This window comes from Bacteroides sp. MSB163 (assembly GCF_036416795.1).
Lineage (GTDB): Bacteria > Bacteroidota > Bacteroidia > Bacteroidales > Bacteroidaceae > Bacteroides > Bacteroides maternus.
Genome location: NZ_CP143867.1, coordinates 5,637,900 through 5,651,054, shown reverse-complemented (window position 1 = coordinate 5,651,054; position 13,155 = coordinate 5,637,900). Strand labels below are relative to the sequence as shown.

The window sequence follows — 13,155 nt, the reverse complement described above, 5'->3', positions numbered from 1 at the left end:
TGTTTATGGACTTAAAAGAATTTATAGAGAAATTTGCAGAGGTAATTGAGGTAGAGGATGTAGAATCTTTGAATGGCGATACTGATTTTCGTGATTTAGATGAGTGGTCCTCTCTTTCGGTAATGTTACTTGTCGCCTTTTTTGATGAAGAATTTGAAAAAGAAATAGGCGACTCAGTTATAAAGGAATGTTCTACGATTGAAGACCTCTATAAGATAGCAATTAGTTAAATATATATTGAGGGATAATGGCTTTTCTTACGTATCAGAATATTGGCATATCAGCTATGGCTGCTGCTGTACCTAAACGTGTAATAAATAATTATGAATACACAGAGTGCTTTCCTGCAGATCAAGTAAAAGAGATTGTTGATAAGATAGGCATTTTTGAGCGCCGTTTTGCTGATGAAAATACTTGTTCTTCTGATCTTTGCTTTGCAGCAGCAGAAAAACTGTTGAAGGATAATAATATTGATAGATCTGAGATAGACCTTCTTGTCTTTATATCACAGACACCGGATTATCGTATGCCAGCTACCTCACTTATTCTTCAGGAGCGATTAGGGCTTTCGCATAATTGTATAGCCTTCGATATAACTCTTGGTTGTTCTGCTTTCTGCTATGGCCTTTCTGTAGTATATGCTATGATGCAAGGTGAGAATATTCGTAAAGCTTTAATTCTTGATGGAGAGACACGTAGTAAAGTGTATTCTCCTAAAGACCGGCGTAGTGCTTTTATTTTTGGCGATGGTGGTGTTGCAGCTCTTGTAGAGCGTGATGTAAAGTATGGCAAGAGCATCTTTTCACTCAATTCAGATGGTTCTCGAGCAGATTTGATTATGATACCTGGTGGTGGCTATCGTCATATGAGTAGTGCAGATACTATTCGGGAAAAAGTAGTTGATGAATATGGTAATATTCGGAGCGATGAACAAGGTTATATGAAAGGTGGTGATGTGTTCAATTTTGTTATTCGTGAGATCCCGCGTGACATAAAGAAGACACTTGAATTTTCTCAAATGTCTACAGATGATTTTGATTATATTGTTTTTCATCAGGCCAATAACTTTATCAATTCTTACATAGCAAAGAAAATGAAACTTAATCCGGACAAGATGCCTGCTACTATTGCCAAGTTTGGCAATACATCTTCTGTTTCTGTACCTCTAACAATTGTCAGTGAGTTGAAGGATAAGCTTGATGGCAAGAAAAATATTTTGATGAGTGCTTTTGGGGTAGGTATGACTTGGGCTACCGCTATTGTTCCCTTTGTGGACTGTAGAATTAGCAGCATTGTAGAAGTAGAGAATGGTGAGTTGGTAAGATAATATGTATAATCCTTTTTCACTTGAAGATAAAACTGTATTGGTGACTGGTGCTTCTTCTGGCATTGGACAACAGTGTGCAATAGATTGTAGTAGGATGGGGGCTAAAGTTATACTTATAGCTCGTAATGAAGCTCGTTTGCAAGAAACATTGTCATTATTAGATCATCCGGAAAGACATTGTTATTATATGTTTGATTTATTTCAGACAGACCAGATAAAAACTCTTGTAGATGAAATAGTTGAAAAACAGGGTAAGATTGATGGTCTGGTCTATGCAGCTGGTGTTGAAAAAACTTTGCCAATAAAATTGTTGACTCCTGATGACTATATGAATGTATTTAAAGTAAATACTTTAGGTGCTTTTGAGTTTATCCGTTATTTTAGTAATAAGAAATATTTCAGGGATGGTGGGCATATTGTGTTGATATCATCTATTACTTCAATTATAGGGCGTGGTGGAGTATCGGCCTATGCTGCCTCTAAAGGGGCAATGGTTAGTGCTGTTCGTTCCATAGCATTGGAATTAGCAAAGAAGAAGATTTGTATCAATTGTATTTCTCCTGGAACTATTTTAACTCCTTTAATGCAAAATTTTCTTTCAGATCTTTCGGAGGAAGATTATCAGAAACGTGTAAGTGGTTTTCCTTTGGGATTGGGTGAAGTTGTAGATGTTTCTAATGCTTGTATCTATTTACTTAGTGATGCATCTCGTTGGGTTACAGGGCAAAATTTAATTGTGGATGGAGGTTATACAGCGAGGTAATCTGCTCTGTGTTGGCATCTAAATGTAAAATTTGATGATAAATATTAAAGAAAAGAGAAATTGTTGTGGATGTAATGCTTGTTATGATGTCTGTCCGAAAGATGCTATTACGCTTTCCACTGATATAGAAGGATTTTGGTATCCTCGGGTTGATATAGATAAATGCATTAACTGTGGACTTTGTGAGCGTACATGTCCTCAGTTGCACATTGAAACTCTGAAAAAGAATGATTTTGAGTATCCTGTTTGCTTTGCTGCTATACATAAAAATATAGAAGTCCGTTTTGGTAGTACTACAGGAGGACTTTTTTCTGCTCTTGCAGAACAAATGTATAGAGAGGGAGGTTATGTTGGTGGTGCTATTTATAATAAAGATTTTTCAGTCTCACATTTTATTTCTAATAATCCGTCGGATCTTACCCTGTTGCGTCAGAGCAAGTACTCTCAGAGCCAGACCTGTGGAATCTATAAAGAAGTAAAACGACTGTTGGTGGCAGGTGAGAAGGTCTTAATTTGTGGTACCCCTTGTCAAATGGCTGCTCTTCGCCGTTTTCTCAATAAAGATTATGAGAATCTTATTATTGTGGATTTTATTTGCAAGAGTATCACATCTCCTAAATTTTATGCTAAATATCTTGATTATTGGGAGCGGAAGGTTGGAAGTCAACTTGTTTCTTTTAAGTTTAAAGATAAAGAATTAGGTTGGCGTAGTCTTGTAAAACGTTTTGATTTTAAGAATGGTAAGACAATGTACAGTCGGGCACAAGATAATGATCTTTATTCAATGGCTTATCATGGTAATATTGTAAGCCGTCCGTCTTGTTATTCTTGTCAATTTAAGGGTTTTCCTCGTATGTCTGATATTACTATTGCAGATTTTTGGGGAGTGGAAAAATATGCTTATCTGAAAGATATTGATGATAATGCTGGCACATCGGCAGTTATGTGCAATAGTTCTAAGGGATTGACTTTTTATAAGCAGCTTAAAAATATCACATCTTTAGAAACAACTATTGAAAAGATATTGCCTGGAAATCCCGCATTATTGCATGAACAGAAAATGCCGATGATGAATAGGGATGCCTTTTTTCGTGATTTAGATAGGAAGGCTATTGAGGAAGTCGTTCCTCAATATTTTTCTTTCCATGAAAAAGAACGAAGGTTCAAAACCCAATTCAAGAAGAAAATTAAATCTATAATTAAACCTTTTATATTAGCTCTGAGGTATAGTCAATATAACCCGTGGGTTTTTTCTCGTTTTTTATATTTCAATTTTTTTTGTAGACATGTAAAAACAGATTGGACTAATAACGGATTTATATATATCACTCCCTATTCAGTGATTGAGTTTCATACTGGATCGAAGCTTGAATTACATGGGCCATTCATGCTTGGAGTAAAGAGATTTCGAAAATCGAAAGAAGAGACACGTTTACTTCTTGAAAAGAATGCTCATATGTTGGTTACAGAACGTTTTTGTCTAGGTTATGGTTCAAATATAGAAGTCTTTGCTAATGCTTATCTTGGTATTGACAATTGTGGAACAAATTATAATACTACAATTATCTGTGGAAAAAAAATAGAATTGAAAGGGCGTGTTTCTCTCGGCAGAGATGTAAGTATTCGTGATACAAATGCTCATATTATTGCTATAGAAGGCTATAAAGTTTTACGCCCTGTCATTATTGAAAACCATACTTGGCTTTGTAGTGGTGCTGTTATTTGTCCGGGTGTGAAGATAAAGGAGGGCGCAGTTGTGGGGGCCTGTTCTTATGTTATTCAGAATGTGCCAGCTCACACTTTGGTAAGTGGGCATCCGGCTAAAGTAGTAATGAAAAATATTGCTTGGAAATTGTAGTGACTTTTGAAATGCATAGAATATTATGAATGAAGTTCAATTAAATAATGGTGTATCTATTCCAGCTATTGGTATTGGTCCTGCAGCGGCTCGTAGTGGAAATTTGAATTTGAAGTCAGACATTCCTATAATCAATTTAGGGTTTAGAGCTTATAATAAATTTTGTTTGCGTCCTGTACTATATCATAATTATGTCAATTCTGTGGCGCATGCTTTTCAAGCAGGTTTTAGATTATTGGATTTTTCTTCCTCATATGGAGATGGCGTTTTAATAAATAAAGCTATAAGAAAAAGCCGCATTGATCGAAAAGATTTGTTTTTGACAACAAGAGTGAGTAACCAGGCGCAAAGGAGTGGTAAGATTCGAGAATGCTTATTTCAGCAATTGGAGGGTATGGGGACTGATTATGTGGATTTATTAATGTTCCATTGGCCTGTTACTGATTTATATTTGGATACATGGAAGCAGATGGTTCAATTGTATAAAGAGGGTTACTGTCGGACACTTGGGGTTGCTAATTGTCATAAGCATCATTTGGAAGCATTGTTAAGTGTTTCTGAAGTTGTTCCTGCGATAAATCAAATAGAAGTTCATCCTCTTTTTACACAAAAGGAATTAATAAAATATTGTAAGTCTTGTGGTATCCAAGTAGAAGCTTATACTCCTATTGCACGTATGGACGTAAGGTTGACTCGTTTGCCTTTGCTTAAACGTATGTCTGAGAAATATCATAAATCTATTGCTCAAATCATACTTCGCTGGCATATTCAAAATGGTTTAATTCCTGTTGTGCGGTCTTTGAATAAGAAACGCCAATTGGAAAACATCTCAATTTTTGATTTTGAGTTGAGTGCAGATGAAATGATTGCTATTGATAATCTAAATATCAATTCACGGCTTCGTTTTGATCCCGATAATTGTGATTTTTCCATATTATAGAAAATGGTCCTATAATCATACTTATTCCTACTAATTTTGATCTCTGTACCTTCTACAAATAAAACCATAGCCAAAAATACCGCATTCCTGTATTTTCGTATGATGTTTACAATGATAGTTTCATTGTATACTTCACGTGTGATACTACAAACGTTAGGAGTTGACAATTATGGTATTTATCAGTCCGTAGGTGGAATTGTTGGCTTTTTGTCTTTTATTAATAGTGCGCTCAGCACAGGTTCGTCTCGTTTTTTAACTTACGAACTGGGAACAGGCAATCTTGAAAAGTTGAAGAGAACTTTCTCTACAACATTGACTATTCATATAGCAATTGCTCTCTTTGTTGTTATAGTTGCAGAAACGCTCGGAGTATGGTTTCTTTATAATAAATTGGTGATACCGGCTGAGCGGATGGACGCTGCAGTTTATACTTTTCATATATCCATATTAACTGCTGTGTTTACATTGACACAAGTTCCTTATAATGCAAGTATTATTGCACATGAGAAAATGTCGGTTTTTGCATATATGAGCATTATAGAAGTTTCGGCAAAACTAGGAATAGTCTATCTTTTATCCATTGGCAGTTATGATAAATTAAAATTGTATGCCACTTTATTATTCATAGTTCAGGTAGGACTCATTTGTATCTATCGTTTGTATTGTAGTCGGCATTTTAAGGAAACGGTTTATCGTTTTGTCTTTGATAAGGCTATATTCAAAGAAATAGCGGGATTTTCGGGCTGGAGTTTATTTGCCAGTAGTTCAACGGCTCTTAATAGCCAAGGCATTCTGATTTTGTTGAATATGTTTTTTGAACCTGCCGTGGTTGCAGCACGATCTATTTCTATTCAGGTAAATATGGCAGCCAGCCAGTTTGTCGATAATTTTCGTACGGCGGCTAATCCACAGATAGTAAAGAAACTGGCAGCAGGCGACTTGATGGGTTCTAAAAGGCTACTATTGGCATCCACCAAATATTCTTATTATATGATGTTTATAATCTGTTTTCCTGTCTGTCTTCTCGCACATCCTTTATTAAAAATATGGCTGGGTGTTGTGCCTGATTATACAGTTATATTTCTTCAGATTATAGTTATTCAGAGTCTGTTTCAAGTTTTTGATACTTCTTTTTATACAGCTTTGTATGCTAAAGGACGGTTAAAGGAGAATGCTTTGATATCACCAACTTTGGGCTTAATAAGATTTCCTATAATCTATTTCTTATTTAAAGCGGGATATTCTCCTGTCGCTCTTTCATGGGCTAGTTTATTGACTTATGCCGTATTGGGGTTAGTAGTAAAGCCTATATTGGTAGTGAAAATAGCAAATTATTATTGGAGAGATGTCTGGAATGTTTTTAAGCCCTGTTTGTTGGTTACTGTGGTAGCTTTACCTGTACCTGTTTTTTTATATCATATAATAGGCGTTGATAGTATTCCACACTCCATTTTTATAGGTTTTATAACTGTTATTATAATTATATTCGCAATATATTGGATTGGGATTGACATGTTGACCAAACAAAAAGTTTGGTTATATGTAAAACGAAGATTTAGAAGATGATATCGAATTTTATAACAGTTTTTTTATAAGGCATCTGATAAGATGCCTTATAAAAAGGAAATGTTTTACGGTATAATTTTATAATTCCCTATATTCCTTTGCCGCATCAAAACAAGGACAGTTTTTCATCGGGTTGAGGTCGTGATGACCTACTATCAATGCCCGTGGAAATACCCGTTTCAGTTCGCGCAGTAAAGCTACTAACGAAGCTTTCTGATGTAAGGTGCGTGTATCAGCCGATTGTCCGGAAGCGGTAAGTCCACCTTCGTAGCAGATACCTAAGGAATGGCGGTTATGATTCCGGCAATGTGCTCCAATGCGTTCGTAAGGTCGTCCACGGTGAATCTCACCGTCGCGTGTCACGTAGAAGTGATAGCCAATGTCATTGAAGCCACGGTGGCGGATGTGATCCCGCCGACAGTCGTCAAAACTCAGGCGCACGCCCTGAGGCGTGGCTGAGCAGTGAATGATAATGAGTGTGATGGTTCTCATCAGTGCATGCAGGAGGTTATACCGAATACACCGGCCAAGGCAGTGACCACCGTGACGATAACTTTGAGGACAATGCCCCATACTGATTTTGATTTTTTTTCCATAAACCGTAATTTAGTGATTAATTATTAGTGATAAGTGATTAGTAATTGGTAATTGGAATCTGCGCAGCCTTTCATTGTTAATTTCTGAAGGCTACGCTTTTAAATTCTATCCCAGCGGGTTTTCATCCAGTCCTCCGCCACCGGTGTTGCCACCGTCATCCGGTTTACTGCCGGAATTTCCACCGGAAGAGGGCGTTTTTGAAAAGTCCACTGTCGTCTGTCCTGCCTTTTGAGCTTTGAGCAGCAGACGTGTGGCAGCACGGGTAGGTACGGGTGAAAACTCAAGACCGGAGAATATATTTTTCAAGTCTTCGCCCGGAATGAACTGGATATTAACTCCGGTGATGTTGGCAGCCGTGAATTTTTCTGCGGTTTCCGCACCCCGGCTGGTGATTTGAAGACGAAATTTTCCCAGATCTCCGAAGTCTACTTGTTCGCCCGCACGCAGGCCGTCAATCATATTTTCCACGGTAGCGATGATAACCGCGGTGACATCGGCACGACTGGCGGTGGTCTGCGCGGCTACACGGCGGCTCAGTTCTTTCAGGGACAGTTCCCTTGTGATTTGTGACTTGGCATACGCCTTTGCGTTCTCATCCTGGTTTTGCGGGTTCTTGAGCATTGCGATACTGTAATTCAATCCCATAATAGATAAATTGAAAGGGTTAATAATTGAAGAATTATATTCTCACGGGAAGACATGGAACTGTTCGGGAAAAAACTCGGTGAAGCTCTGAGTCCTCCGTGGTGAGCAATACAAAGATACAACCTCCCGGACCTATGAAAATGAGTGACATTGACACCTGATAAAATTGTTACGGAATAGGTGATATCCGATGACTTTTTTGTACCTTTATAGCATAAACAGTACTCTAAAAGTTATCGTAAAATGAAGAAAATTACATGTAGTCATGATACGGATGTACCCGTAGAAGAATGGTCTGTCCGTCCTTATTCCAAAAGTGAGTTAGCGCGTGCATACGCGCCTGAAATCGGGGAGCGTTCGGCTCTTAACCGCCTTTCGCGCTGGTTGCACGGGAACGTGCTTCTGTATCAGGCTTTGTTGGATACGGGTTACCGCTCCGCCCAACAGATTTTTACCAGCAAACAGGTGGAACTGATTTTTGAGTATATAGGGAAACCTTCGTAATTTTAAGCGTTACTGAAGGAGTTGAGAAGGGAGGAATTGAAAGTGGCACTTGTGAAGTTTGACACTTGCGGCTGCGAAGCCTGACGCTTGCGGCTGTGTAAGCATACACTTGCACAAGCATAGCTCGGCGCAGCCGCAAATGTTATTCCCCTCAACTTTCGATGAGACTGATCCAAGGTGAATGATCCTTACTCATGACTTTGCCTTGTGCTTCCGCTATTACTTGCTCTTCAGACTCCCGTTCGTCGTAACGTCCGCAGGCTTGTCGGACATATAGGACGCTTCCTGTCTGGCACAGGTCCTGGTCGCGCACCTTCAGCATGTCGAGTCGGGTATAGTTGCTGTCCTGCCGATTGATGCGGGATATGGAAAATATGAAATCGGCCAGATTGGCCCAGTTGGCACTGCCTGCGATGGTATACATGTCAATCTCTTCCAGCTCGTTCTTCCCGTTGAGTTTGGTGAGTTTGCGCGGATGGGCTACGATGATGACCCATATATTGTTGGTTCTGCCCCATGCCTGCATCTGCGTCAGCATGGCTTTTATGGCTTGGGTTTCGGTGTTGTACCGGTTGGTTTCCACCTCCATGAAGAGGTATGGATCGATAATGAGATATTTCAGTGGAAGAGTGCGCCGCACCATGTCCGCTCTCGCGATGATATTGTTGGGAGTGGGGGATACTTCATGCAAGTCGAGGTGCACCATGTGGCTATCCAGAAAACTGACAATAGGTTTCAACTGTTCTTGGGTATAATTTACAGTGTTCACTTTTCCCAGCATGAGCTGCACGAGATGGGCGATATGCTTGTCTTTGTCGGGCACTTCGAAAGAGAGGTAGCATACATAGCGTCCGGTCTTGGCCATGAGCCGGCACGTGAGGTCGTTCAGAAAATCGGTCTTTCCGCTGTTGGGTACTCCGGTCTCGATAATCAGACCTCCCTGGTCGGTGGGGTGGAATACATGGTCGGTCAAGGGGCCGTAACCTACGTCGTATCCGTGGTCGTATTCTCCGTGCAGTACGTTCAGAATCCCGTTTGCACGTTCGCTTACGGTGACGATGTCCGCTGTGTGTTGCGGTCGGGCGGATTCGATGATTTCGTGTACGACTTCGATGCCGTATGTGGCGAGTACGTCGGAAATGTCCTTGCAGTCGCCGGGTAGTGTGGTGAGTAGGCAACGCTCTCCGAAGTAGTCGGTGAGGTGCTTCACCAGGGTTCTTCCCGGTAGGTCGATGTCTCCGCAGATCACGATGTCCCTCACTTGGTCTATCCAGGGTTCGAAGGCTTCGAAACTTTTAGAGAGATCGCTTGCCGCTCCGTTGGGTACGCTAATAACGTAATGATAGCCTGCTTCTTTGAGTGTAAGCACATCTTTTTCACCTTCGGTGATGATGAGTCGGAGGATGGTTTCCTCGGCTACCTTCAGGGGATTGATGCAGTCGATGTGGTAAGGTGGGCAAGGGGTGGTTGGTGAATCCTGGCTCCAGAATTTGGTATATCCGGCAGCTTTTTCCCTGCCGGTTGTTTCTCCTTCATCTGTGGCCTTGATAGTTGAGGGATCGCACGAGCGATATTTGACATTTATGGGCTGTCCGTTCAGAAAGTTGACGTAGGCTATGCAATGATACATGGTTCCAGTGCTCTTGTTGTCTTCATCCTTGCCGTAGCAGCGATGCATGAGACAGCCGATATGGGCTTCAATAGCCGTTTTCAGTGAGATGCCTTGATCTGCAAGATAGCGTCGGGCAGCGAGTTGATTCTGGTCCTTAGTCTCGGGATCATCTGTCAGCGGTTTGATTTTGGAGAATACTTCGGGAGGTAATTTTTTGTAATCTTCGGGAATCATAGGTACTTCGGATGTGGCTTTTCCACTGCCGTTTCCCGATTCTCTTTCCTGGCGGATATTGCGGGTAGGATAATTTGTACCCATAAATTTATCACCGGCTGTTCCGGTAAATGACGAATTATAGCTCGGTCTTTCTTCCCAGAAGTCTTTGAGCTTTCCTTTGAAGTCGCAACCACTGGAGAAGCAATGAAAAGCTCCTGTCGTTTTGGAAATATAAAGATGTTTTTTGCCGCATTTAGGGCACTCTGTTACGAAGTTCTTTCCTGCATTCTTACGTTCGGGAAAGTCACATAGATAATAAAATGGTTTCATTGGATTTATGAATTATAAATTATGGTTTATGGGAATCTTATACCCATTTGTTGCTTAACACATTCCATGTCGCTTCTGCTGATGGTCTTGATGGTGCATCCTCGGGTATATTTACTGTTCCTTCCATCTCATCGTCGTAGAATCGCATTTCGGATTCGGGATCTGTCCATTCGAATTCGCTGAGAGGATGATTGTTGCGTTGATTACTTCTTATTTCATGAACTGCTTGTTTTCGTTTCTCTCTGTTTGTTCTTGCAGCGTCGTTTAACAGATGTTGTCCGTGGGCTGATTTCAACAGATTGTTCAACCAGCAGAGCCGTCCGGTGTGATTGGATTTCATGAATCGTGCCTGCGAAGCAAAATAAGGAATTAGTAGTTCGTTGACCAGATAAATGAGATTCTCACATGCGTGTTTGCGTGTGAGTCCTTCGTGCAGTTGGAACCAATTGATGAGTGGCGTCAGTATCTGTGCTTTCTGCGTGGAATCCTTATTGATAAGATGAAAAAACTCTTTGGCGGCAGCTAAAGATTCCGGTGTAACAATATTTTTTTTAGAAGGAAAGTTCTTGGAAGGTGGTTCGCTAATAGGCGAAAGTTCTTCGTCAGAAGAACTCCCTTTAGTATATATATTATCTACCACAAGAGTTTGCGCAAAAGCTTGTGATAAAGTTGGTGATGTACTGGTTGTACTTATAATCTCATTTGTTTCATTTTTAGAATTTGTATGATACCAGAGTGGTGAATAAAATGCTTTAATCTGTTTTGCTTTATTATCTTGAATGAATTCAAATGATTGGCTTCTCTTTATGGCCTCTATGAGTGATTGCGTGGTAGAAAACCTTAATGACATCTTAATGTCATAGAAGTTTTCTATCGGATAAACCTTCTCCTCATTCATATAAGCTGTTAGTCCGAGATATAAATCGAGTAATTTGGAGATGGTTGAATCTGTGATTTTTCGACTCCTCCATTGCTTGATTATCTTTTGTAATTCCATAACGGAAATACTCGTTTTAAGTGCTTTCATTGTTTGCTGTTTTTTAATTTGTGGTGAAGGTACATTAAATGAAAAAATGTATCGTACCGACATGTTGGTACGATAGTCAATATAATTATAGAATTTTAATGATTAAGTTATAGAAAATCATGCTTGAAACAACAGAAAAATCATGTAAAAATAAAAGTTTGGGTGAATATATTAATCAGTTCCGAGTCAGTCTTGGGGTAAGTATTGAACAGCTTTGCAGCGACTGTCATATCAGTCGTCGCACTTACTACGAGAGTTCGGGCTGGTAAAGATATGAAGTTGAGCTTCTATATTCGTATCTTCAGTGCTTTTCATGAGTATGCTACAGAGGATGAGTTCGTGGAGATGTGGAGAGAAGTTTCTTCGTTGTTGTTTTGAGTTATGAAAAAGTAAACCCTTTGACGAAAGATTTAGAAGGTAGTTTTGAAATAGTATAATGGTTTCAGTTATCATTATTGATGAATTGCATTTATAATGCTATAGGAGAGGTTCTATCTCAGACTTTATTGTTACTATGGAACTGATTGTTTGTGAAATTGTCAATGTATTTATTTTTTAGACGTTTATGTCCAATTTTTAAGAGGTAATTATATTTGAATTACGACTTTCGAATAGCTGGAAATAAATATACTGAAAGTATTATGGAATTATTTAAATTGTAAATTAGATGAAAATAGCATTATTGAACCTTCCATTTGATAATAATTATGGAGGGAATTTGCAGCGTTATGCTTTAGTGAAAGTTCTGCAATATATGGGACATGATGTTGTTCATATTTATCTTAGAACTGTATATTTTTTACCTTGGTATCTTAAACCATATTCATATCTTAAACGTATTATTAAGAAATATATTTTTCGGCAGGACATTTGCATTTTATATGAAAAATATCAAAATGCAGAGATAGATAAAAGTTGCGAAATGGTACTTCCCTTTTATGATCACTATATACCACATACTACTCCAGTGAGATCGATAAAAGAGATTAAGCAAATCTGTAAAAATGGTTTTGATGCATACATTGTTGGCTCTGATCAGGTATGGAGAAAGAGTATGACCACTGCGCTAGGGATTAAAAACTATTTCTTTAAGTTTCTTGATGATAATGGAGCTAAACGTATCGCTTATGCAGTGTCTATGGATACATCTTGTTGTGAATTCAATAATAGTGACATTAGATGTTTATCAAAACTTTATGCGAAATTTGATGCAGTATCTGTTAGAGAAGTCTCTGCTCTAAAACAATTAAATATTTATGGTTGGAATACTGTGAAAGCAGAGGTGACGCTTGATCCTACTTTATTGTTATCAGTTGATAACTATCTTATGTTGGTTAATAGTGGGGCAACAGTAAATTTGACATCTGATAAAATTTTTGCCTATGTTCTTGATCAGACTTCAGACAAGTTGAAAATTGTAAAAGAGAAGGCTAAGAGTATGGATAGTGATTATTTTTTATTTGGTATAGAAACTTCGGATACTACTATAGAACAATGGTTGAATAATATATATCATTCTAAGTTTGTCATTACGGATTCATATCACGGTACAGTATTTTCCATTTTGTTCAATAAACCGTTTATGTTTATAGGGAATGAACGTCGTGGAAATTTTAGAATTGAGTCATTATTCTCATTGCTAGAAATTGAAAATACTGATAATTGTATGTTTGAATGGCAAAAGTATAATGATAAAATTTCAGAACTTCAAAAAAAATCCTTTAGATTTCTTCATAATGCATTAAAATCTTGATTTGAAATACTTATGTA

The 13,155-nt window shown here is 38.7% G+C and carries 13 protein-coding genes; 8 read left to right on the top strand and 5 right to left on the bottom strand.

Translation table 11 applies throughout. From position 1 onward, the window contains the following. The first annotated feature begins 5 nt into the window (after positions 1-5). From VYM24_RS22290 to VYM24_RS22265, 6 genes are all read left to right on the top strand, one after another. Positions 6-230 (top strand): acyl carrier protein, encoded by a 225-nt coding sequence (locus tag VYM24_RS22290; protein WP_291548863.1) that lies wholly within the window; start codon positions 6-8, stop codon positions 228-230. 17 nt (positions 231-247) lie between these two features. Continuing rightward, positions 248-1,327: a 3-oxoacyl-ACP synthase III family protein gene (locus VYM24_RS22285; protein ID WP_330940970.1), complete on the top strand. Its 1,080-nt coding sequence runs from the start codon at positions 248-250 to the stop codon at positions 1,325-1,327. A gap of 1 nt (position 1,328) precedes the next feature. Continuing rightward, on the top strand, positions 1,329-2,090 hold the full coding sequence (locus VYM24_RS22280; RefSeq protein WP_291548867.1) for an SDR family NAD(P)-dependent oxidoreductase: 762 nt from the start codon (positions 1,329-1,331) through the stop codon (positions 2,088-2,090). A gap of 34 nt (positions 2,091-2,124) precedes the next feature. After that, complete coding sequence (locus VYM24_RS22275) at positions 2,125-3,948, top strand: Coenzyme F420 hydrogenase/dehydrogenase, beta subunit C-terminal domain (RefSeq protein ID WP_330940969.1); 1,824 nt, start codon at positions 2,125-2,127, stop codon at positions 3,946-3,948. A 25-nt stretch (positions 3,949-3,973) separates the two neighbouring features. After that, positions 3,974-4,888 carry an aldo/keto reductase gene (locus tag VYM24_RS22270; protein WP_291548871.1) on the top strand — a complete coding sequence of 305 codons (915 nt, stop codon included), beginning with the start codon at positions 3,974-3,976 and terminating at the stop codon, positions 4,886-4,888. Between the two features lie 111 nt (positions 4,889-4,999). Continuing rightward, positions 5,000-6,454: an MATE family efflux transporter gene (locus VYM24_RS22265; protein ID WP_330940968.1), complete on the top strand. Its 1,455-nt coding sequence runs from the start codon at positions 5,000-5,002 to the stop codon at positions 6,452-6,454. 78 nt (positions 6,455-6,532) lie between these two features. Here the strand turns inward: VYM24_RS22265 and VYM24_RS22260 are convergent, their stop codons facing one another. From VYM24_RS22260 to VYM24_RS22250, 3 genes are all read right to left on the bottom strand, one after another. Next, complete coding sequence (locus tag VYM24_RS22260) at positions 6,533-6,946, bottom strand: N-acetylmuramoyl-L-alanine amidase (protein WP_330940967.1); 414 nt, start codon at positions 6,944-6,946, stop codon at positions 6,533-6,535. Further along, positions 6,946-7,050, bottom strand: a complete 105-nt coding sequence (locus tag VYM24_RS22255) for a smalltalk protein (RefSeq protein ID WP_165361061.1) — start codon at positions 7,048-7,050, stop codon at positions 6,946-6,948. Before VYM24_RS22255 ends, VYM24_RS22260 begins: the two co-directional genes overlap by 1 nt. Before the next feature lie 106 nt (positions 7,051-7,156). Next, the gene (locus tag VYM24_RS22250; RefSeq protein WP_330940966.1) at positions 7,157-7,696 is read right to left on the bottom strand and encodes an HU family DNA-binding protein; all 540 of its coding nucleotides are present in this window, start codon (positions 7,694-7,696) and stop codon (positions 7,157-7,159) included. A 243-nt stretch (positions 7,697-7,939) separates the two neighbouring features. On the opposite strand from VYM24_RS22250, the gene VYM24_RS22245 reads away from it, so the two are divergent. After that, the gene (locus VYM24_RS22245) at positions 7,940-8,200 is read left to right on the top strand and encodes a DUF4248 domain-containing protein (RefSeq protein WP_291548873.1); all 261 of its coding nucleotides are present in this window, start codon (positions 7,940-7,942) and stop codon (positions 8,198-8,200) included. 151 nt (positions 8,201-8,351) lie between these two features. On the opposite strand, the gene VYM24_RS22240 is transcribed toward VYM24_RS22245, so the two are convergent. Both VYM24_RS22240 and VYM24_RS22235 read right to left on the bottom strand, forming a co-directional pair. Beyond that, positions 8,352-10,358: a bifunctional DNA primase/helicase gene (locus VYM24_RS22240; protein ID WP_330940965.1), complete on the bottom strand. Its 2,007-nt coding sequence runs from the start codon at positions 10,356-10,358 to the stop codon at positions 8,352-8,354. 37 nt (positions 10,359-10,395) lie between these two features. Continuing rightward, complete coding sequence (locus VYM24_RS22235; RefSeq protein ID WP_330940964.1) at positions 10,396-11,385, bottom strand: hypothetical protein; 990 nt, start codon at positions 11,383-11,385, stop codon at positions 10,396-10,398. Positions 11,386-12,052: 667 nt separating this feature from the next. Here VYM24_RS22235 and VYM24_RS22230 point away from each other — a divergent pair. Beyond that, a complete protein-coding gene (locus tag VYM24_RS22230; RefSeq protein ID WP_330940963.1) occupies positions 12,053-13,138 on the top strand; it encodes a polysaccharide pyruvyl transferase family protein in 1,086 nt (361 codons plus the stop codon). The last annotated feature ends 17 nt before the right edge of the window (positions 13,139-13,155 follow it).